Genomic DNA, 21,640 nt, shown 5'->3' with positions numbered 1-21,640 from the left:
ATCACACCAAGGGCAGATCATGAAAAAACCCTCTCAATTCGACGCCATCGTGGTGGGTGCGGGCCCCTCGGGCAACGCCTGCGCCTACACCCTGGCCAAGGCCGGCCTGAAGGTGCTGCAGATCGAACGTGGTGAATACCCGGGCAGCAAGAACGTGCAGGGTGCGATCCTGTACGCCAAGGCGCTGGAGGAGATCATTCCGGATTTCCGCGACGACGCGCCGCTGGAGCGCCACATCATCGAGCAGCGCATGTGGATGCTGGACGAAAGCTCTTTTGTCGGCACCCACATCCGCAGCGAGGACTACAACAAGCCCCCGTACAACCGCTACACCATCATCCGGGCGCAGTTCGACAAGTGGTTCAACGCCAAGGTGCGCGAGGCCGGCGCCCTGCTGATCTGCGAGACCACGGTGAACCACCTGATCATGGACGGTGACCAGGTGGTGGGCGTGCAGTGCGACCGCGAACAGGGCGATGTGTACGCCGACGTGGTGATCCTGGCCGACGGCGTGAACTCGACCCTGGCGCGCAAGGCGGGCTTCCACGGCGAGATCAAGTCGAGCAACGTGGCCCTGGCGGTAAAAGAGATCCTGTTCATGCCCGAGGAGACGATACGCCAGCGCTTCAACGTGGGCGAGGAGTCGGGGGTGGTGATCGAGATGGTGGGGCGCATCACCGACGGCATGATGGGCACCGGCTTTCTGTACACCAACAAGGAGTCCATCACCATCGGCGTGGGCTGCATGCTGAGCGACTTCACGGGCAACCCGAACCGCACCAGCCCCTACGTGCTGCTGGAGCAGATGAAGCGCCACCCCTCGATTGCACCGCTGATCGAAGGCGGCGAGATGAAGGAATACTGCGCCCACCTGATCCCGGAAGGCGGCTTTCACGCCATCCCCAAGGTGTATGGACACGGCTGGATGATCGTGGGCGACTCGGGCGGCTTTGTGAACGCGGCCCACCGCGAGGGCTCGAACCTGGCCATGACCACGGGGCGCCTGGCCGCCGAGACGGTGATCCAGGCCAAGGCCGCCGGCCAGGGCTTCCGCGAAAACGCCTTGAAGGGCTACAAGGCGGCGCTGGACGAGAGCTTTGTCATGAAAGACCTGCACAAGTACCGCGACATGCCCGCGGTTCTGCACCAGAACCCGCAGTTCTTCACCACCTACCCCGACCTGCTGGCCCGCGCCGCCCGCACCATGATCACGGTGGATGGCGTGGACAAGAAGACCAAGGAGCGCGAGATCCTCTCCAGCTTCCGCAAGACCCGTTCGCTGACCGGCCTGGTGGGCGACGCATTCAAGATCTGGAGGGCTTTCCGATGAACCCCAACACCAACACCAACCCCAACCCCGGCCCCATCACCGTGAACGTGGAAGAAAAGCTCTTCCAGAACCGCTACAAGGTGGACGCCGGGCGGCCCCACATCCGCATCAAGGATGCCGACATCTGCACCCATGCCTGCGCCAGCAAGAGCTGCACCTTTGTGTGCCCGGCCTCCTGCTACAAGACCGAGGGCAATGGCAGCGTGACCCTGATCACCGACGGCTGCCTGGAGTGCGGCAGCTGCCGCATCCTGTGCAGCGAGTTCTCCAACGTCGACTGGGAGTACCCGCGCGGCGGGCACGGCATTCTGTTCAAGTTTGGCTGAGGGCCGCCCCCTGCAGCAGCCAGGCGATGGCCTGGCGGTGCTGCAGGGCTCCAGCAGCCCAAGTACCTGACCCACCCGCCCAGGCCAGGCAGTGGCCACGCAGGCAGTCCAGCGCCAGCGCATGCAGGCATGAGCCCAGGACCTGCGGCTGGCAGCCCACCCGCAGCAGGCCGCGCGCCTCGGCCAGCGCGCAGACCTCCACCAGGCGGACCGAGGCATCGGCCACCTGCCGCTCCAGCTGCGCCACCAGATCGGGGGGCAGCTCGGGCGGCATGGGGCTGCAGCGCTGTTGGGACAGCAGCAGGGCCACCAGGCTGCGCTGGCGGGGGTCGGCCAGGCAGCGATCGATGCGCTGCGCCAGGGTTTCGCGCAGCAGGGCCAGGGGGTTGTGGCACTGCAGATAGGGCTGCAGGTCGGGGCCGATGTCGAGCGGCCATTGCAGGCCCAGGAACACCTCGCGCAGCAGGCTGACCCGGTCGGTGAAATGCCAGTAGACGGCCCCCCGCGTGACACCCGCCAGCTCGGCCACATGCTGGAAGCTGGCGCCGCTGATGCCATGCCGGGCAAAGGCCTGCAGGGCCGCGGCCAGGATGGCTTCACGCGTGCGCAGCGCACCGGCGCGGCTGCGTTTCATGGCGACGGGGTGCTGTCGGTGGCCGGCAGGGTGGCCACCGGCTGGCCCGTGTTCTCGACCCAGCCACCGCCCAGGGTCTTGTAGAAAGTGATCAGGTTCGACTGCTGCGACAGGCGCAAGCCGATCAGGTTCTGCTGGGCCGCATAGAGGGTGCGCTGCGAATCGAGCTCGTTGAGGTAGCTGTCCACCCCGCGCTTGAAGCGGGCCTGCGAAAGGCGGTAGGCGTCATCGGCCGCGCCCACCAATGCGGTCTGGGCCGACAGTTGCCGGTCGATGCCGGTGCGCTGCACCAGGGCATCGGAGACCTCCTTGAAGGCGCTCTGGATGGCTTTTTCGTACTGGGCCACGTAAAGATCGCGATCGGTCTTGGCGATGCTGAGGTTGGCCTCGTTGGCGCCGGCATTGAAGATCGGCAGTGAGACCTGGGGCGCGAAGGTCCAGGCCCCCGAGCCGCCCTTGAACAGCCCCGACAGGCTGGCGCTGGAGCTGCCCGCGCTCGCCGTGAGGCTGATGCGCGGGTAGAAGGCGGCCCGCGCAGCGCCGATGTTGGCGTTGGCGGCGCGCAGATTGCGCTCGGCCTGCAAGATGTCCGGGCGGCGCTGCAGCAGATCGGACGACAAACCGGGCGGCACCTGGGCCAGGGGGTTGGCCGCCACGGCCACGCTGTCGGGCAGGCCCGTGGGCAGCAGGCGATCGGGCAGTTCGGTGCCCATCAGCAAGGCCAGGGCATTGCGGTCCTGGGCCACCTGGGTGCTGTATTTCTCGACATCCACCCGCGCCGACTCGACGCTGGTCTGCGACTGGCGCAGAGTCAGGGCCGAGCTGACGCCCAGCTCGAAGCTGCGCTGGTTGAGCTGGTAGGTGGCGGTCTGGCTGAGCAGGGTGTCCTGCGCGAGCTTCAGGCGCTCCTGGTCGCTGGCCAGGGTGAGGTAGGCGGTGGCCACCTCGGCCACCAGGCTGATCTGGGTGCTGCGCCTGGCCTCGGCCGTGGCCATGAAGGATTCGAGCGCCTGGGTGCTCAGGCTGCGCACCCGGCCGAACAGGTCGAGCTCATAGGCGCTGAAGCCCAGCGAGGCGCTGTAGCTCTGGCCCGTGACGGTGCGGCCGGTGGCCGACAGATCGGCCGGGGTGCGGCTGGCCGTCTCGCCCAGGCTGGCGTTGACCGAGGGCAGCAGCGCGGCACGCTGCACGCCGTACTGGGCACGCGCCTTCTCGATGTTCAGCACGGCCACCCGCAGATCGCGGTTGTTGGCCAGCGTCAGCTCGATGACGGCGCGCAGCGAGGGGTCGGTGAAGACGTCGCGCCAGCCGATGTCGGCCACGGCTTGCGCGGCGCCAGTGCCGCGGGTGTCGCGGGTGTCGCCCGCGAAGCGCTCGGGCACGGGGGCCTGGGGGCGCTCATAGGCTGGCATCAGGCTGCAGCCCGACAGAAAGACCGCCAGGGCCACGGGGGCCAGCAGGGCCCGGGGCGCCAACGAGGGGCGGCCCAGAGGGGAACGGTACAGGTTCATGGTGATGTCCTCAGGGTGTGTCAGTGATGGGCACCTGCCGGGCTGGCGGGGGCCAGGGCCGGCTGGGCAGGGGTGGCCCGCTTGCGCCCGAAAAAGCCCACGACCACGACATAGAACAAGGGCACGAAGAAGATCGCCAGGAGGGTGCCGGACAGCATGCCGCCGATCACCGCGCCGCCCAGCGCATGCTGGGCGCCCGCCCCCGCCCCGCTGCCCAGCACCATGGGCAGCACGCCCAGGATAAAGGCCAGCGAGGTCATCAGGATGGGGCGCAGGCGCAGGCGTGCGGCCTCCAGGGCGGCCTCGGCCAGGCTCTTGCCGGCCGCATGCAGCTCCTTGGCGAACTCGACAATCAGGATGGCGTTCTTGGAGGCCAGGCCAATGGTGGTCAGCAGGCCGACCTGGAAGTACACATCGTTCATGTGCCAGTTCAGGAAGGCGTTGAGCAAGGCGCCAAAAACGCCCAGCGGCACGACCAGGATCACCGAGAAGGGGATGGCCCAGCTCTCGTACAGCGCGGCCAGGGCCAGGAACACGATCAGGATCGACAGCGAGTAAAGGATGGTGGTCTGGCCGCTGGAGGCCTTCTCCTGGCGCGACAGGCCGGTCCATTCGTAGCCAATGCCCGCGGGCAGCTTGGCCACGGCGGCCTCGACGATGTCCATCGCCTGTCCGCTGGAGGCCGAGCCCGGCATGGCCATGCCCAGCACTTCCATCGAGGGCACGCCGTTGTAGCGCTCCAGACGAGGCGAGCCCGAGGTCCAGCTGGCCTTGGAGAACGCGCTGAAGGGCACCATGTTGCCGTCGCTGTTGCGCACATACCAGCGGTCCACGTCGCTGGGCAGCATGCGGTAGCGTGCCTCGCCTTGCAACATCACCTTCTTCACGCGGCCCTTGTCGATGAAGTCATTGACATAGCTGCTGCCCAGGGCGGTGGAGATGGTGTTGTTGATGTCGGTCATGGCCACGCCCAGGGTGCCGGCCTTGTGGGTATCGACCTCCAGGCGGTATTGCGGCGTGTCTTCCAGACCGTTGGGGCGCACGGCGACCAGGCGCTTGTCGGCCATCAGCTCGCCCAGCAGCTGGTTGCGTGCCTGGGTCAGGGCTTCGTGGCCGAGGTTGGCCTCGTCCTTGAGCATCAGGTCAAAGCCCGTGGCATTGCCGAGCTCGGACACGGCCGGCGGCGCAAAGGCGAAGATGCGGGCGTCGCGCACCGTGCCAAAAAAGGCACCGGCCTTGGCCGCCACATCGGTCACGCTGAGGCCGGGGGCGGTGCGCTCGTCCCAGGGCTTGAGCTTGACGAAGGCAAAGCCCATGTTCTGGCCGCTGCCGGCAAAGCTGAAGCCGGCCACCGAGAAAATGCCGGCCACGGCTTCTTTCTGGTCTTCCAGGAAGTGGTGCTCGACCTGGCGCAACACGTCATCGGTGCGCGACTGGGCGGCGCCCGGCGGCAACTGCACGATGGCAAACAGCGTGCCCTGGTCTTCGTCAGGCAAGAAGCCCACCGGCAGCTTGGTGAAACCGAGCACCACCAGCGCCAGCACCACGGCATAGCCCAGCATGTAGCGCTTGCGCTGGCCCAGCATGCGCCGCACCACGCCCTGGTAGCCGCGGTTGCCACGGTCGAAGGTGCGGTTGAACCAGCCAAAGAAGCCGGTGTCGGCCAGCACATGGCCCGCCGCCATGGGCTTGAGCAGGGTGGCACACAGGGCCGGGGTGAGCACCATGGCCACCAGCACCGACAAGGTCATGGCCGACACGATGGTGATGGAGAACTGGCGGTAGATCACGCCGGTGGAGCCGCTGAAGAAGGCCATGGGCACGAACACCGCCGCCAGCACCAGGGCCACGCCCACCAGGGCGCCCGAGATCTGGCCCATGGACTTGCGGGTGGCTTCAAGCGGCGACAGCCTCTCTTCGCTCATCACGCGCTCCACGTTCTCGACCACCACGATGGCATCGTCCACCAGCAGACCGATGGCCAGCACCATGGCGAACATGGTCAGGGTGTTGATGGTGAAGCCGCAGGCGGCCAGCACCCCGAACGTGCCCAGCAGCACCACGGGCACGGCGATGGTGGGGATCAGGGTGGCACGGAAGTTCTGCAAGAACAGGTACATCACCAGGAACACCAGCACCACGGCCTCGATCAGGGTGCGCACCACCTCTTCGATCGAGATGCGCACGAAGGGGGTGGTGTCGTAAGGCTTCTGCACCTTCATGCCCGGGGGGAAGAACTTCTCAAGCTGGGCCACACGGGCGTCGATGGCGCGCACGGTGTCCAGCGCGTTGGCGCCGGTGGCGAGCTTGATGGCCAGGCCGGCCGCGGGCTTGCCGTTGTAGCGGCCCACGGTGTTGTAGGCCTCGCTGCCCAGCTCGATGCGGGCCACGTCGCGCAGGCGGATCTGCGAGCCATCGGTGCGCGTACGCAGCAGGATGTTGCTGAACTCTTCTGCGGTGCGCAGGCGGGTCTGGGCCGTGATGGTGGCGTTGATCTGCTGCTCGCCGACGGCGGGCAAGCCGCCGAGCTGGCCGGCGGACACCTGGGCGTTCTGGGCCTGGATGGCGCTCTTGACGTCCAGCGGCGTGAGGTTGAAGTTGATCAGCTTGTCGGGGTTGAGCCACACGCGCATGGCGTACTGCGAGCCGAACAAGGTGGTGTCGCCCACGCCCTCGACCCGGCTCAGCGCCTCTTGCACATTGGCCGCCACGTAGTCGGACAGGTCAGATCCATTCATGCTGCCGTCTTCAGACGTGAAGGCCAGCACATTGAGGAAGTTGGTGGCCGACTTGGTGACGGTGATGCCCTGTTGCTGAACCTCTTGCGGCAGCAGCGGCGTGGCCAGGGTGAGCTTGTTCTGCACCTGGACCTGCGCCGTGTCGGGGTTGGTGCCGTTCTCGAAGGTGAGCGTGATGGTGACCTGACCCGAAGACTCGCTGGTCGAGGCCATGTAGCTCAGCCGGTCCAGCCCCTTCATCTTCTGCTCGATGATCTGGGTGACGGTGTCTTCCAGCGTCTTGGCCGAGGCCCCGGGGTAGTTGGCCGTGATGGCGATGGCCGGCGGCGCAATGCTGGGGTATTGCGCAATCGGCAGGGTGTAGATGGACATCGCCCCGGCGAGCATGACCACAATGGCCAGCACCCAGGCGAAGATCGGTCGGTCGATGAAAAAACGTGCCATGACGGGATTCCGATCGATCAACGGGCCGACGCTGTGGTCTCAGCGGCCGGCGTGGAGGGGGCGGTACTGGCGGACGCTTCGGCTGAGGCTGCGGCAGGCTTGGCCTTGGGGGCCCAGGGCGCGGTCTTCACCTCGATGCCGGGGGCGGCGCGCTGCAGGCCGTCCACCACCAGTTGCTCGCCTTCGCTCAGGCCGCGGCGCACCAGCCATTGGTCGCCGATGGCACGGTCTGTCTCAAGTGCACGGCGCTCCAGCTTGTTGTCCTTGCCCACCACATAGGCCACCGGCTTGCCGGCGCCATCGCGGGTGACCGCCTGCTGCGGCACCAGCAGGGCCGACTCCTTCACGCCCTCTTGCAGCACGGCGCGCACATACATGCCCGGCAGCAGATCGGCCTTGGGGTTGGGGAACACGGCGCGCAGCGTGATCGAGCCCGTGCTCTGGTCCACCGTCACATCGGAGAACTCCAGCCGGCCTTCCAGCGGGTAGGCGCTGCCGTCTTCCAGCAGCAGGCGCACCTTGGCGGCCGTGGCGCCGGCCTTCTTGAAGTCGCCCCGGGCCAGGGCCTGCTTGAGCTGCAGCAAAGAGGCATTGGACTGGGTCAGGTCGACGTAGATGGGGTCGAGTTGCTGGATGGTGGCCATGGCCGTGGCCTGGCTGGCCGTGACCAGGGCCCCGGGCGTGACCGTGGACTTGCCGATGCGGCCCGAGATGGGCGCATCCACCCGGGCGTAGGCCAGGTTGATGCGGCTGCTCTCCACATTGGCCTTGGCCGCCGCCACGTCGGACTGCGCCTGGCCCAGGGCGGCGAAGGCGTCGTCGTAGTCCTGCTTGCTGACGGCGTTGATGGCCACCAGCTCCTTGTAGCGCTCGGCCTTCAGGCGGGTGGATTGCAGGGTGGCCTCGGCCTTGCCCAGGGCCGCCACGCTGCTGTCGTAGGCAGCCTTGTAGGTGGCGGGGTTGATCTCATACAGGGTCTGGCCGGCCTTGACGTCGCTGCCTTCGCGGAAGCTGCGCGTCTTGATGATGCCGTTGACCTGCGGCCGCACATCGGCAATCAGGTAGGGCACCGTGCGGCCCGGCAACTCGGTGCTGAGGCCCACGGCTTGGGCCTTGACGGCCAGCACGCCCATGACCGGGGTGCCTTCGGCGGGCGGTGGACCGCCCGGCGGCTTGCCACACGCGCTCAGCAGGCAGGACAAGGCCAGCACGGTGCTGGTCGAACGGAGGGTCAGGAAGCGGCGCAGTGGGTGGGGCATGGGTTGGACTCCAGTAAGTGCATGCTGCGGATGAGGGTCTTTCTTCGTCATAACCAAACCGTACGGTATGTTTAAAACAGTGGCGCCATGTTAGATTGAGCCCCCCGATGGAGTCAAGCAAAACTAAACACCCTGGTTCAGTAAAGGATTAAAAGAATGAGAGTCAAGACCGAGGCAAAGCGCGAGGCCATCCTGGAAGCAGCCTCCAAGGTGTTCATGGAGGCCGGTTTTGAGGGCGCTTCGATGGCCGAGATCTCCAAGGTGACCGGCGGGTCGAAAGCCACGCTGTACAGCTACTTCAAGTCCAAGGAAGAGTTGTTCGTCGACGTGATGCACCACGCCGCGCACCAGCAGCTCGACCCCATGCTGTCGTCGCTGAACCAGGACACCGAGAACCTGCCCCGGGCGCTGCAGGTCTTTGGTGAGCAGGTGGTGGGCTTTTTGTGCTCGGCTGGCGCCATCCAGACCCGGCGCCTGGTGATTGCCGAGTCAGGCCGCAGCGACATCGGTCAGCGCTTCCATGAGCAAGGGCCCAAAGAAGGCATGCAACAGATCGCTGATTTTCTGAAGCTGCAGATGAGCCGCGGCAAACTGCGCCAGGCCGACCCCATGCTGGCCACCTTGCAACTGGGCGCCCTGCTCGAATGTGAAACCGTCATGCCCCTGCTGATGGGCATCGAGACCGAGATGCCACCCGCCCGCATCAAGCAGGCGGTGAAACGCGCACTGCAGACCTTCTTCACCGCCTACGGCATGCCCGAGGAAGAGCTGGCCCAACTGGCCCAAGCAGCCGAGCCCGCCGGGACGGCTTGACGCCTTCACCCCCGCTCGACGCCGGCAAACCCAGCCTCCGGGTAGCGCGCCCCGGCCACGGCGGCGGGGTCGAACAAGCGGTCCAGCCAGGCCATCTCATCGGCGGACAACGCCATGCCCGCGCTGGCCGCATTGCTCTCCAGGTAGCTGATGCGGCGGGTGCCCGGGATGGGGATCACATGGGGTGCCTTGTTCAACAGCCAGGCCAGTGCGACCTGGGCGTTGCTCAGGCCGCGTGCCTCGGCAAATCCCCCCAGCGCGGCCACCAGTTGGCGGTTGTGGGCTTCGGCTTCACCGGCAAAGCGGGGGTTGTGCTTGCGGAAATCGTTGTCGGCCAACTGGGCCGTGTCGACGGTGGCGGTCAGAAAGGCCCGGCCCAGCGGGCTGTAGGCGACAAAGGCGGTGCCCAGTTCGGCGCAGGCGGCCAGCAAGCCGCCTTCGGGCTCGCGACTCCACAACGAGTATTCGCTCTGCACCGCCGCCACCGGGTGCACGGCATGGGCCCGGCGCAGCGTGGGCACCGACACCTCGGACAGGCCGATGGCCCCCACCTTGCCGGCGGCCACCAGATCGGCCATGGCGCCCACCACCTCTTCGATGGGCACGGCCGGGTCGCGGCGGTGGCAGTAGTACAGATCGATGCGCTCCAGCCCCAGCCGGCGCAGCGAGGCCTCGCAGGCGGCCCGGATGTAGGCGGGTGAGTTGTCGATGCGGCGCTCGTACTGGCCGGCCTGGCGCACGATGCCGAACTTGGTGGCCACCACCATCTGCTGGCGTCGGGCGGGGCCGCCCTGCTCGATGAAGCGGCCCAGCAGCGATTCGTTGTGGCCCAGGCCATAGGTGTCGGCGGTGTCGAACAGGCGGATGCCCAGCTCCAACGCACGGGCCAGGGTGAGCATCGACTGCTCGTCGTCGCTGGGCCCATAAAACTCGCTCATGCCCATGCAGCCCAGGCCCAGGGCCGATACCAAGGGGCCGCCGGCCCCCAATTGACGTTGTTGCATGCGAAAACTCCTGTCTTGCGTGGCGGCACCGGGCCGCCTGGGTTGATCGAGTGCCTCTATGGCCGCGAGCGTAAGCCCGAAAGACACATGCAACAATACGCACAATCAAACATGAGCTGTTGAACAATTTTCAACAATGACACCATCCCCTGCCTCCCATGTGCCCAAGCCTGCCGGCCTGAACGATCTGCACGCCTTCGCCGCCGTGGCCCGGACGCGCAACTTCCGCCAGGCCGCCATCGAACTGGGCGTTTCGCCTTCGGCGCTGAGCCACACGCTGCGCGCCCTGGAGGCTCGCCTGGGCGTGCGCCTGCTGAACCGCACCACGCGCAGCGTGGCGCCCACCGAAGCCGGCGAACGCCTGCTGGCCCGCCTGGCCCCGGCGCTGGCCGAAATCACCCAGGCCTTGGCGGCCATCGAAGACCTGCGCACTTCGCCCCATGGCACCTTGCGCATCAACGCCCCGCGGGCAGCCTGCGACTGGGTACTGGCCCCGCTGGTGCCGCTCTTTCTGGCCCGGCACCCCGGCATGCGGGTGGAGTTGGTGGGCGACGACAGCCTGGTCGACATCGTGGCCCGGGGCTTTGACGCGGGGGTGCGCTTTGGCGAGAGCCTGCAGCAGGACATGGTGGCCGTGCCGCTGGGGCCGCCGCAGCGCTTCATCGTCGTGGCCTCACCCGAGCACCTGGCCCGGCATGGGCGGCCGGCCCACCCGCGCGAGCTGATCGAGCACCCCTGCATTCGCCTGCGCTTTCCAAACGGCACCTTCTACCGCTGGGAGTTCGCCCAGGGTGATGAGCGCGTCGAGGTCGCGGTGGACGGCCCGCTGGCCCTGGGCGACATGCGCCTGATGGTGCAGGCCGCCGAACAAGGCCTGGGGCTGGCCTTCGTCTACCAGCAGTACGCGCAGCAGGCCCTGGCGGCCGGCCGGCTGATCACCGTGCTGGACGACTGGCGGCCCGCCGAGACCGGCTTTTTTCTGTACTACCCCAGCCAGCGCCTGGTGCCCGCGGGCCTGCGCGCCTTCATCGAACTGGTGCGCGAGCGCCACCCCTGAGCACTCAAGCCGCTTTGGAGGCAAACGCATTGCGCCCGGCTGCCTTGGCCACATAAAGCTGGGTGTCTGCCAACTTCAGCAACTCCTTGCCATCGGCGGCCGTGGTGCCATCGCTGCAGGCCACGCCCACGCTGACAGTGACCTGCAAGGCCGTCTTGTCCAGCGCCAACGGGGCCTTGAACTGCTCGACGATCTTGGCCGCCACCCCGTCGGCCTCCTGCGGGCTGCCCAGGTCCTCGAGCAGGATCACAAACTCGTCGCCGGCCAGCCGCACCACCCGATCGGTCTCACGCACGGCCTGTGTCAGCCGCCGGGCGATCTTCTTGAGCACCTCGTCCCCGATGGCGTGGCCATGGGTGTCGTTGATGCTCTTGAATCTGTCGACATCAAGAAACAGCAGGCCGATGTGTTTGCCCGAGCGCCGCGCACGGGCAATGGCCTGGGGCAAGGCCTCGTTGAGCCGAAGCCGGTTGTCCAGCCCGGTCAGGGCGTCCTGGTACAGCAGGCGCGACAGTTCGGCCTCGGTGCGCTTGAAGTCGGTGATGTCAAAGCTGAGCAGGTACACGCCCTGCACCACACTGTCGCTGCTCCAGTCGGGGATGTAGATGTTCTGCAGGGTGCGCAGGCCGCTGGTGGTCTCGGAGGTGACCAGGAACTCGACACGCTCGCCATCCAGCGCGCGCTCGACATAAGGCAGGCGTTGCTCGCACAGGGCCGGGCTCCAGTGCTCAGACAGGGCCTTGCCCAAAGGCGGCATCGCATCCGGGCCATACCAGCGCTGGTAGGTGTCGTTGACAAAGGTGATGACCAGGTCACGGTCCACGCAGGTAATCAGCGCCGGCACGTTGTTGGTGATGGCCAGCAGCTGCCGCTCGCTCCTTTCCAGCGCGGCACGCTGCTCCTGCAGCAACTGCTCCCGCGCGTGGGCCTGGGTGACATCGCGCATGGTGATGGCCAGGCCATCGCCCACCGGCACGATCTGCTGCACCACACGCCGCACATCGCCTTGCGGGGTCTCCCACGAAAACTCATCTTCAATGGCGGTGCGGGTGCTGAGCGCCTGCGCATACAGCCGGCCCAGGTGCGGCCGCAGCACGGCGGGCATCAGCGGCTCCACCACCTGTCCGACCAGGCCGCCCGATTTGTCGTCCATCCATTGCTGGGCGTGGGGGTTGGCCAGATCACAGCGAAAGCCGCTGAGGCCGCCGTCTTCAAGCCGGATCGCCGCCAGCATCATGAAAGGATCGAGCTGGGCGTGCGCCGCGGCCTGGAATCTGTCCTCGGCCAGGCTGGCTCGGCGGCGGGATTGCTCCAGCCGGATCGCCAGCAGGGTCAGGCCCGCCGTGACCAGGCAGATGAAAAAGGTGGCCGCACCCAGAAACTCGATCAGCCGCTCGCTTCTGATCTGGTAATGGGCAAATACCTCGTCAGAGGCCAAACCGGTATAGACCACAAGCTGGTATTGCGGCACCACCCGATAAGAGATGAAGCGCGACACCCCGTCCAGATGGCTTTGCGCGAGAAACATCCCCTTGGGTGATTTCTCGATCTGCCGGGCCAAAGTCGTCTGACCACCATGGTCACCAAACTGAAGGGATTCACCGCTGCGCCGGGCCCGCAAGACCTGATCCATCCCCGTCACACTGACCAGCCCCCGCTGGCCGAATTGGGCCTCGTTGTAGATATCCACCAGGTATTCGGGGTTGACGGTGGCCACCACCACGCCGGCAAATGAACCATCGGCATGCAAGCGGGCCCGGCTCAGGTGGATCACCCACTGGCGGCTGACCCGGCCGATGGCAGGCTGGCCCACATACAGGCCCTGGACGCGCCGCTCCTTGTGAACCTGAAAATACAGGCGGTCGGCCGCAGAGCCCGCCGCCGTCACCTTGCCCTTGCTCAGGGCCGCGGCCACCACATCGCCCTTTTCGTTGGTCACATAGAGGCTGCCCAGGCTGGGTTGGTGCTGCAAAGCCTGCAGCAGCAGGGTGGTGAGCGCTTCATCCGACCGGATCAGTTGGGCGTTGCCGGCCACCAATTCGGCCAGTTGGTCGATCTGCTGCAAGGCCCGCAGGATGTACGACTCATAGGCCTGGGTGGAGGCCTCGGAGCGCCGGTAGGCCTCTGCCTCGGTCCGTTGCTGGTCCTGTTGCAGATAAGTCCACCCGAGAAGCCACATGGTGGCAATGATCAGGACCCCAAATGCCGGCTGCCCCCATCGCAATATCCCCAGCACGGTGGGCCTGGGCATCGCGGCAAAAATTGATTTGTGCATGAATCATCAGAAACGCTCCCTCTTATTCGGCCGATTTCTGATTTTCTGAAGCGTGCTGCATTGATTTATGGGTCATGCACAAAACCCCATAATCATACGCAAAAAATCATTTATGTGATTATTTATATATAAATGACCAGCATGATTCAACTTCAATCCATCCATATGAATAGCCCATCAAGCCTGCACAGCCTTGGCCTACAGAATGGACCGCCAAGATCACCCTCGGACGGCGACTGCACCACGCCCGAAGGCCCCAACCTGCTGGTGGGGGGTGATGGGCCGATCACCATCCTGCCGAGTCTGCAAAAAAACTGCCCTGCGACGCCCGGCGCGATCTGCTGCCCGAGGTGCCCACCGTGGCCGAGACCTGTGCGGGCTTTCGGGCCGGTACCTGGTTCGGCCTGTTTGCACCGGCTGGCACGCCACAGGCCGTGCTGGACCCGCTGAGCAACGAGGTCAATCGCATCCCGCGCAGCCCTGCGGCTCGCAAGGAGCTGGCCGCCCAAGGCATTGAAACGCCCAGGCTGTCTCCACGGGCCTTTGCACAACAGGTGGGCCAGGAATACACGCGCTATGCGCAGATCGTGAAAAGCGCCGGCATCACCGCCGATTGAGGCTAGAGAGACAGCCACGGCGTGCGCGCCGGTAGCTAAACTCTGGCCTTTCGTCTTCAGCCTGCCAGCGCCTGCATGATCATCTTCCACAACCCCCAGCACCACCTGCACGATGGCCGCCAGGAAATGTTCCGGGGCCGCCTGGTGCCCTGCCACGAAAACCCCAGCCGCCTCGACTACGTGATCAACGAGCTGCAGCGCCGCCCCGTGGGCCCGCTGCGCCAGCCGGGCGAGCCCGATCTGGGCCCCTTGCACCGCGTGCACAGCGCGCCCTACCTGGATTTTCTGGCCCAGGCCTGGGACGACTGGGTGGCCCTGAACCCGGCCAATGCCGAGCTGGACATCCTGCCCTCGATCTGGCCGGTGCGGGGCTTCAGGCACGAGGCGCCCAGCACCAACTTCACGGCCCGCCTGGGACGCTTCTCGTTTGATTCGGGCAGCCCCATCACCGCGGGCACCTGGACGGCGGCGCTGGCCGGCGCGCGCTGCGCCATCGAAGCCGCGCTGGCCGTGAGCGGGCCGGCGCCTGAGGCGCGGGCCGCCATGGCCCTCACCCGCCCACCCGGCCACCATGCCGGGCCCGACTTCTTTGGCGGCTACTGCTTCATCAACAACGCCGCCGTGGCGGCCCAGACCTTGCGCGATGCGGGCGCCCGCCGCGTGGCCGTGCTGGACATCGACTACCACCACGGCAACGGCACCCAGACCATCTTCTATGAGCGCGGTGATGTGCTGACGGTGTCGGTGCATGGCGACCCGCGCACCGAGTACCCCTTCTACCTGGGCTATGCCGACGAGACCGGTGAGGGCGAGGGGCGGGGCTGCAACCTGAACCTGCCCCTGCCCACTGGCAGCGACTTCGCCACCTGGCGGGCCGCCCTGCAGCAGGGGCTGGACGCCATCGCCCGCTTCGGGGCCGAGGCGCTGGTGGTGTCGCTGGGGGTGGACACCTTCGAGGGCGACCCGATCTCGCAGTTCAAGCTGGCCAGTGCCGACTACCTGCAGGTGGGGGCCACCCTCGCGGCGGCTGGGCTGCCCACGGTGTTTGTGATGGAAGGCGGCTACGCTGTGGCCGACGTGGGCATCAACGTGGTCAATGTGCTGCAGGGCTTTGCGGGCTGAGGGCAGGTGTATCCAATGGTTCGTGGCAGCGCTCGCCGCCCCCAGGCGGTGGCTGAGCCAGGCTGACGTTCTTTCACAGTCTGCACCGGCGTCGGGCTGGCGGCCTGCTACGATGCGCCCCTGGCCGCCAGCGCCTGCGGGCACCTGCCCCGTTGGCCGACACGCCACGCCAAGAAACACACCCCCATGGACAAGCACGAGGCCTACCGCGAACTGGGCCTGCCCCCCACTGCCAGCGATGAACAACTGAAGGCCGCCTGGCGCCGCCTGGTGTCACGCTGGCACCCCGACCGCAACCCCAGCCGCGACGCGGCCAGCCGCACCCAGCGCATCAACAAGGCCTACCACCACCTGCGCGGCCTGCGTGACGAAGCGCCCGAGGCGCCACCCGCGGCCAAGCCAGCCCCCAAGCCCGCGGCCAAACCGGCGGCGAAACCAGCCGCCGACAAAGCGGCACCGCCCCCATCGCCGCCGCCCCATTCACCGCGCGAGGTGACGGTGCGCCAGGTGAGCCTGTCCATCGAAGAAGCCACCCTGGGCTGCGTGCGCACCCTGCGCGGGCGCTTCACCCACACCTGCCCGGCCTGCCAAGGGCAGGGCCACCGGGTGCTGGCCAGCGCCTGCCCGGGCTGCCAGGGCAAAGGCACGCGCCCCAAGCCTGCGCTTTTTGGCTGGCTGTGGACGCAAGAAACCTGCCCCGACTGCGAAGGCGACGGCCGCCAGCGCGAGCGCTGCGCGCCCTGTGAGGGCACGGGCCAGCGCTCGATCAGCTACCGCCGCCATGTGCGCATCCCACCAGGCGTGCGCGCCGGTGACGAACTCAGCGTGCCCGGCACGCTGCACGACGGCATCGAGCTGGGGCTGGAGCTGCACCTCGAGATCGAGCCCCACCCCTTCTTTGTGCTGGAAGACGGCCAGCTGCGCTGCGAGATCCCGGTGTGCGGCTACGCCTGGGCCGCCAACCAATGGGTGGAGGTGCCGGCCCCCGAGGGCCTGCAGCACATGCGCCTGAACCGCGACGCCCTGGTGTACCGCCTGCGTGGGCAGGGCTTTCCGGAGCGGCCCAACGGGCCGCGTGGCGACTACATCGTCAAGGTGGTGCCGAGTTTTCCGGAATCGCCCAATGCCGAGCAGCAGGCGCTGCTGGATCAGTTGGCCGCCGCCTCGGCGCGCGCGGCCGATGCCCAGCCGGACAGCGCCCTGGGCCGCTGGCGCCGGCAACTGGCCGGCTGGCAGCCCAAGGCGGCGCCTGGCGCCAAGGACTGAGCCACCCCGGCCCATCTCCCTTCAGTCCCGGCCCTGCCCGGCCAACGCCTGCCGGACCACCCAGGTCAAGGGCAGCGTGAGCAACACAAAGGCGGCCACCGCCTGCATGGCCTGGGCCACGCCCCACTGATCGCCCAGCCAGCCAAACAGGCTGGGCGCGATGGCGCCGGCCCCGATGGTGGCGGTGTAGTACAGGGCAAAGGCACGGTCACGCCCCTCGGGCGGCACCAGATCGGGCACGCAGCCATACAACACCGACGAGGTGCCATTGAGCATCAAGCCCAGCAGGGGCATCAGGGCCAGCGCCCCCCACCAAGGCAGCAGCAGCGTGCCCACGATGCACAGGGCCGTGGCGCCTTCGGTGAGCCACACCGTGCGCAGCAGGCCCAGGTGGCGCTCCAGCACCGCGCACAGCAGCTTGCCCAGGGCCCCGCCCACAAACAGCAGGCCCAGCGCCAGGCCGGTGCCAGCTGCCCCGGCCCCCTTGGCCGACAACACAAAGGGCAGAAAGGTCAGAAAGCCCATGCGCGTGCCGCTGTCCACCACCCCGGTGGCGGCCAGTGCTGCAAAGCCCCAAGTGGGTGGCGGCACCAGCGCCTGCTGCGGCAGCGGTGCCGGCTGGGCCGGCCCGCCATCGGCCGCCGCGCCCTGCAGCGGCGGAGCGCGCAGCAGCCAGGCCAGGCCGGCGGCCGCCCCCAGCCCCAGCAGGCCCACGGCGATCAGGCTGTGCTGCCAGCTCAGCCACATCAGCAAGGCCCCCACCCCGGCCGGCACGGCCGTCTTGCCCAGATCGCCGGCAAAGTTGTAGCTGGCCAGCGCGCGCCGGGCCTGCACCCGGTGGCCGGCGTAGGCATCGGCCACCAGGGCCGAGGCCAGGGGGTGTTGGGTGCTGGCGCCCAGCCCGCCCAGCAAGAGCGCGCCACACACCACCGGCAGGGCACCGCTGAGCCCAGCCACCAGGTAGGCCAGGGCCACCAGCACGGTGCCCCCCACCAGCAAGGCGGGCCGGCCCCAGCGCCGCGCCAGGCGCGTGGCCGGCACCTGAAAGCCTGCCATGCAGGCGGCATACAAGCCACGCATGGCCCCGGTGAAGGCCAGCGACAGGCCAAACTGACTCTGCCAGAGCGGCAACAGCACATAGATCAGATCGGTCATGCCGTCGTGCACTGCGTGGGCCACGCTGGCGGCCAGCAGGCTGCGCCGGGCTTCGGCCGGCATGGGCGTGTGGGCCTGGGGCAGGGGCTTGTCAGAGGCGGTGTTTGGAGAGGCGATGGAAACCATGCCGGGCATGATGCCGCGGCGGCTGGCCGCAAGGGGGACCAGAATGAGGAAAATGGAGAACATCCATGAGTGAATCAGATACCCCCCACCGGCCCGATCCTGATCCTGATCCCGGTCCCGATCCCACCGCCACCCTGCCCCGCCCGGGGCGCCCCGAGCAGGTGCCGCTGAACGCTCTGCGGGTGTTTGTCGAGGCGGCCCGCTGGGGCAGCTTCAAGCGCACGGGCCAGCACCTGGGCCTGACGCAAAGCGGTGTCAGCCGGCATGTGGCCACGCTGGAGGCCTGGCTGGGTCAGCCCCTGTTTAGACGCGGCGGCGCCGGCCTGAGCCTGACGGATGCGGGGCGCCTGTACTTCGACACGGTGCAGGACGCCATGGCCACCATCGAGCTGACCAGCCAGCAACTGCGCAGCCGCATGACCGGGCCTTCGGTGCTGCAGGTGCGCACCTCATTGCCCTCGCTGGCGATGGCGGTGCTGATCCCGGCGCTGTCGCGCTTTCAGCAGGCGCACCAGGTGAGCGTCGAGCTGACCACCTCGCTGGCGATGCCGCAGGCCGACGATGCCTTTGATGTGCTGGTGACGCGCGACCTGAACCTGGGGCACGCCGAGCAGTGGCACCTGGCGCACGAAGAGCTGGTGGCCGTGGCCACCCCCGATCAGCTGCGCCGCTGGCAGCACACGCCGGTGCAGGGCTGGCCCTTGCTGGTGGCCCGCTCACGGCCCGACGTGCTGGCCCAATGGTCGCGCCAACAGGGCACGGGGGCGGGGGCGGGGGCCCTGCACATCCAGGCTGGCTTCGACCACTATTTTCTGGCCATCGCGGCGGCCTTGAGCGGCGCCGGGGTGTTGGTGGCGCCTTCGTTTCTGGTGGCCAGCCACCTGCACCAGGGCCTGCTGGCCGAGTTGCCGCTGGAGCGTGTGCGCGGCGAGGGCAGCTACCTGGCCTTCATCCACCCGCGCAGCACCCAGCCCGACCCGGCGCGGGCCTTCTGCCGCTGGATCAAGGCCGAGCTGGCGGCCAGCCCGCCGGCCTGAGCAGGTCCAGCGCTGCGCCGTTTCAGAGCCGGCGGGCCAGGTAGGCCTCGGTCTGGTAGGGAAAGGCCACGGTGCTCTGGCCGCGCAGGGCCGGGTGCTGAGCGACCAGATCTTGCAATTGCTGGCGCACCTCGGACTGTGCAGCGGGCGGCAGCGCGGCAATGAAGCTGACCGACATGAAGCGGTCGACGATCACCTGGGCCGGCGGGCCCACATGCTGGTAGCTGAACCGGCTCAGCTCCAGCGGCGCGAACCAGCGGCCGGTGAAAGGTCGGCGCCAATCGCCCTTGTAAAAGCGCGGCGCATCGCCCTCGTGCGGGGTGATCAAGGCGGTCAGCCGGGCCACCCAGTCGACCGATTCATCGCGCACGTTCCAGACCAGCCCCAGGCAGCCACCGGGGCGCAGCACGCGGTGGATCTCCTGCAGCGCGGCCTCATTGGCAAACCAGTGGAAGGCCTGCGCGCACACCACGGCGTCGACCGAGGCGTCGGGCAGGGGCAAGGCCTCGGCGGTGCCGCCCAACGCGGGCACCCCCGGCAGGGCAGCCGCCAACTGGGCCCGCATCTCAGCCACCGGCTCGACCGCCGTCACCTGCGCGCCGGTACGGGCCAGCAGCCGGGTGAACTTGCCGGTGCCCGCACCCAGGTCCAGCACCTGGCGCCCCGGGGCCAGGCCCAGGGCCTGCTGCAGCCAGGGCAGCAACTCGGCCGGGTAGTCGGGGCGGCCCTGGGCGTAGGCCTGGGCCGCATGCGAAAACCCCTGTTGAGCGGCCTCATGGACCGGTGCAGGCGTGGGGTCTGGAAGGGGCTGGGTCATGCGCAGGGCTTCTTGAATGCAACGCTCGGGTGCCGAGCTGAGGCGCCAACAGCTTGATCAGGCCGGTCGGGCCATCGGATTGGGGGTCGGCTCAGCCACCTTGAACAGGTGGTTGCGGTCGGTGTGGTGGAAGGGCTCGGTCTGGCCCCGGATCATCAGCACCGTGTCTTCGCTGTAGCCCCAGCTGCCGTCGGGGTGGATGGTGACCTCGATGCGGTACTCGACCGTCTTGAAGGCGTGGTCCAGAAACGGGTTGGAGCTGATGTTGGCGTGCGTGTCGCCCAGGGTGGAGACCAGCTCGAAGCGCTTGGCATCGGGGGCGGCCTGGCCTACCGCCATGGCGATCTGGCCGCGCGGGATGGCCAGGGTCTGGATCACCGTGCCGGTGGCGGGCTCCCACAGCCAGTAGCCGACCTGGTCGTGGTAGGTCTTGGTCTGGCCGGGCTTGACCACGTGCACGTGGTAGCGCAGGCCGTACAGCAGTTGCGGGCCGTTGGTCTGGGGGTCGATGGGTTGCAGCTCGATGCGCTCGACATAGGCCTGCTTGCGCGGGCCATCGGCCTTGGGTTTGACGTCCAGCCCGCGGCTGCCCTCCCACACCCCGGCCATGGGGGCCAGCGGGCCCAGATTGGCCAGCGTGTTGAAGTCAAGGTTGGAGGGCTCGGTGTAGATGTCCTGGGCGAAGGTTTGCGACATGGCGATGCAGATTCGTGGGTTGGTGCCGATGCCGGCCCCCCTCGGCGCCCGACTCCAGCGAGCCCAGGACGGCAGCGGTGAGCCGGCGCCCTGGATCATAGAACGGGTGCGCGCCCTGGCCTGGCTTGCGCGTAACAAGATGCCCGCGCCCCTGATTTATCCGTTTTTATCTTGATTCAGATAATTTATCCAAACCAAGATAATTTCCGATAATTGAGCCCAACAGCCCCCCCGACAAGCCTGGCGCCAGCACTTGCCCAACAATTGAGCAGCGCAACACAAGCCCTTGTGAATCAAGCACTTGCCCTGGCTTTCAGCCCCCTGGGCACGGCTTATCCACAGTGTTGTTCAGGGTTTGCAGGGAAAACTGCGCACCCTGCCCCGGGGTTTCAGCGGCCAGCGGATTGCAGGGCCAGCTCGGCCAGGCGCACCGCACCGGCCTGGCTGCGGGCGCCGGCAATGAACAGGTTCATGTGGCAGAACACGCTGTCGGCCACGCCGGTGACGGCCGCCATCTCCTGCTCGCGCAGGCCGGCCCAGGCCTCGGGCAGGTCCATCTTGGCGGTGAACGAACCGGCCTCGACCGGCACGGTCTTGATCTGGTACTGGTCGCCGTCCGAATCGGGGTAGATCACCAGCAGCACCTCGGGCATTTCTTCGAGCACCACGTGCGTCCAGGGCATGCCGCCCTCGCGCAGGTGCAGCACGCGCCCGTCGAGCAGGCGCGGGGCGCGGCGCACGGTTTCCTTGGCGCGCAGCTGCGAGATCTTGCGCACGATGGCGTGGTCCAGAAAGCGGCGGGTGATGGCGATCGCCTCGCGGAAGCGGGTCTCCTGCAGGGCGGCCTTGGTGTCTTGCGTCAGGCCCTGTTCGTCCATCCAGTGGGTGTTGAGCTGCGAGATCAGCGCTGACAGGCCAAAGATGCCGGGCGCCACATCGCCCTGCCCGGTGTCCACGATGTCGAGGTACTGCACCAGCGAGGCGTCGATCGAACGCACCACCTCGGCCACGCCGGCATCGTCCAAGGCATGGCCCTGGGCCTGCGCCAGGGCGCGCACGTAGTCGGCGCCATGCGCCGCCCACACCAGGCCGGCGCTGGCATAGCCCACACCGGGCTGGCTTGCGCCGTCCACCACGCGGGCCGGGCGGGCCCCGTCAAAGCCGCGCTGGTGGTGGTCGAAACGGCCGCGGTCAGCATCCCACAGGCCCCCCACATCAACCGCGAAATCGGCGGCCTCGATCTGTTCGTTCTTGCGGGTGCGGATCAGGGTGTGCGAGGGATGCACCCCCATGAGCACGCCCACGCCAAAAACGTCGTCGGCGTGGAAGCTGCCACTGTGGGTGGCGATGGTCTTGTGTTCGGTCATGGGGGCATTTTATGGACTGCGCTTGCCCTCGAATCTCGGAGTTCGT

At 67.6% G+C, this 21,640-nt stretch carries 18 protein-coding genes; 8 read left to right on the top strand and 10 right to left on the bottom strand.

The features are described from left to right. Positions 1–19 precede the first annotated feature (19 nt). Together F624_RS0102795 and F624_RS0102790 are read left to right on the top strand one after the other, a co-directional pair. Positions 20–1,330, top strand: a complete 1,311-nt coding sequence (locus F624_RS0102795) for an FAD-dependent monooxygenase (protein ID WP_019572736.1) — start codon at positions 20–22, stop codon at positions 1,328–1,330. Further along, complete coding sequence (locus tag F624_RS0102790) at positions 1,327–1,656, top strand: ferredoxin family protein (protein WP_019572735.1); 330 nt, start codon at positions 1,327–1,329, stop codon at positions 1,654–1,656. The genes F624_RS0102795 and F624_RS0102790 overlap by 4 nt, the downstream gene beginning before the upstream one ends. On the opposite strand, the gene F624_RS33200 is transcribed toward F624_RS0102790, so the two are convergent. From F624_RS33200 to F624_RS0102770, 4 genes are read right to left on the bottom strand one after another with little or no spacing between them, the layout of a single operon-like run. Continuing rightward, complete coding sequence (locus tag F624_RS33200; RefSeq protein ID WP_019572734.1) at positions 1,643–2,290, bottom strand: TetR family transcriptional regulator; 648 nt, start codon at positions 2,288–2,290, stop codon at positions 1,643–1,645. The two genes, F624_RS0102790 and F624_RS33200, sit on opposite strands and share 14 nt — an antisense overlap. After that, entirely contained in the window at positions 2,287–3,801 is a 1,515-nt protein-coding gene (gene adeC / locus F624_RS0102780; protein WP_019572733.1) for an AdeC/AdeK/OprM family multidrug efflux complex outer membrane factor, read from the bottom strand. Before adeC ends, F624_RS33200 begins: the two co-directional genes overlap by 4 nt. 20 nt (positions 3,802–3,821) lie before the next feature. Further along, the gene (locus F624_RS0102775) at positions 3,822–6,983 is read right to left on the bottom strand and encodes an efflux RND transporter permease subunit (RefSeq protein ID WP_019572732.1); all 3,162 of its coding nucleotides are present in this window, start codon (positions 6,981–6,983) and stop codon (positions 3,822–3,824) included. A gap of 17 nt (positions 6,984–7,000) precedes the next feature. Then, entirely contained in the window at positions 7,001–8,242 is a 1,242-nt protein-coding gene (locus F624_RS0102770) for an efflux RND transporter periplasmic adaptor subunit (protein ID WP_019572731.1), read from the bottom strand. Positions 8,243–8,398: 156 nt separating this feature from the next. On the opposite strand from F624_RS0102770, the gene F624_RS0102765 reads away from it, so the two are divergent. Beyond that, positions 8,399–9,055, top strand: coding sequence for a TetR/AcrR family transcriptional regulator (locus tag F624_RS0102765; RefSeq protein ID WP_019572730.1), 657 nt, complete (start codon positions 8,399–8,401; stop codon positions 9,053–9,055). Positions 9,056–9,060: 5 nt separating this feature from the next. Here the strand turns inward: F624_RS0102765 and F624_RS0102760 are convergent, their stop codons facing one another. Further along, positions 9,061–10,059: an aldo/keto reductase gene (locus tag F624_RS0102760; protein WP_019572729.1), complete on the bottom strand. Its 999-nt coding sequence runs from the start codon at positions 10,057–10,059 to the stop codon at positions 9,061–9,063. Between the two features lie 136 nt (positions 10,060–10,195). Here F624_RS0102760 and F624_RS0102755 point away from each other — a divergent pair, with 136 nt between their 5' ends. Next, entirely contained in the window at positions 10,196–11,116 is a 921-nt protein-coding gene (locus tag F624_RS0102755) for a LysR family transcriptional regulator (RefSeq protein WP_051107278.1), read from the top strand. A gap of 4 nt (positions 11,117–11,120) precedes the next feature. On the opposite strand, the gene F624_RS33195 is transcribed toward F624_RS0102755, so the two are convergent. Continuing rightward, positions 11,121–13,295 (bottom strand): bifunctional diguanylate cyclase/phosphodiesterase, encoded by a 2,175-nt coding sequence (locus tag F624_RS33195; RefSeq protein WP_169426535.1) that lies wholly within the window; start codon positions 13,293–13,295, stop codon positions 11,121–11,123. A 410-nt stretch (positions 13,296–13,705) separates the two neighbouring features. Between F624_RS33195 and F624_RS0102745 the strand changes: the two genes are divergently transcribed. The 3 genes from F624_RS0102745 to F624_RS0102735 all read left to right on the top strand — a co-directional run bounded on the left by F624_RS0102745 (position 13,706) and on the right by F624_RS0102735 (position 16,396). After that, positions 13,706–14,008 carry a tripartite tricarboxylate transporter substrate-binding protein gene (locus F624_RS0102745; RefSeq protein WP_084679385.1) on the top strand — a complete coding sequence of 101 codons (303 nt, stop codon included), beginning with the start codon at positions 13,706–13,708 and terminating at the stop codon, positions 14,006–14,008. Positions 14,009–14,083: 75 nt separating this feature from the next. Beyond that, complete coding sequence (locus F624_RS0102740; protein WP_019572725.1) at positions 14,084–15,130, top strand: histone deacetylase family protein; 1,047 nt, start codon at positions 14,084–14,086, stop codon at positions 15,128–15,130. Between the two features lie 186 nt (positions 15,131–15,316). Further along, on the top strand, positions 15,317–16,396 hold the full coding sequence (locus tag F624_RS0102735; RefSeq protein WP_019572724.1) for a DnaJ C-terminal domain-containing protein: 1,080 nt from the start codon (positions 15,317–15,319) through the stop codon (positions 16,394–16,396). A gap of 21 nt (positions 16,397–16,417) precedes the next feature. Here the strand turns inward: F624_RS0102735 and F624_RS0102730 are convergent, their stop codons facing one another. Next, a complete protein-coding gene (locus F624_RS0102730) occupies positions 16,418–17,740 on the bottom strand; it encodes an MFS transporter (protein WP_019572723.1) in 1,323 nt (440 codons plus the stop codon). Positions 17,741–17,742: 2 nt separating this feature from the next. Here F624_RS0102730 and F624_RS0102725 point away from each other — a divergent pair, with 2 nt between their 5' ends. Beyond that, on the top strand, positions 17,743–18,714 hold the full coding sequence (locus F624_RS0102725; protein WP_019572722.1) for a LysR family transcriptional regulator: 972 nt from the start codon (positions 17,743–17,745) through the stop codon (positions 18,712–18,714). Between the two features lie 22 nt (positions 18,715–18,736). Here F624_RS0102725 and F624_RS0102720 read toward each other — a convergent pair whose 3' ends face one another. The 3 genes from F624_RS0102720 to F624_RS0102705 form a co-directional block, all read right to left on the bottom strand. Beyond that, a complete protein-coding gene (locus tag F624_RS0102720) occupies positions 18,737–19,531 on the bottom strand; it encodes a class I SAM-dependent methyltransferase (RefSeq protein ID WP_019572721.1) in 795 nt (264 codons plus the stop codon). A gap of 57 nt (positions 19,532–19,588) precedes the next feature. Continuing rightward, a complete protein-coding gene (locus F624_RS0102715; RefSeq protein ID WP_019572720.1) occupies positions 19,589–20,227 on the bottom strand; it encodes an FABP family protein in 639 nt (212 codons plus the stop codon). Between the two features lie 389 nt (positions 20,228–20,616). Next, a complete protein-coding gene (locus F624_RS0102705; RefSeq protein ID WP_019572718.1) occupies positions 20,617–21,594 on the bottom strand; it encodes an MYG1 family protein in 978 nt (325 codons plus the stop codon). Between the last annotated feature and the right edge of the window lie 46 nt (positions 21,595–21,640).

The organism is Curvibacter lanceolatus ATCC 14669 (assembly GCF_000381265.1).
In the GTDB taxonomy this organism is placed as follows: Bacteria; Pseudomonadota; Gammaproteobacteria; order Burkholderiales; family Burkholderiaceae_C; genus Curvibacter; species Curvibacter lanceolatus.
The sequence above is the reverse complement of the archived record's forward strand: the minus strand, read 5'-3'. Positions and strand labels throughout refer to the sequence as shown.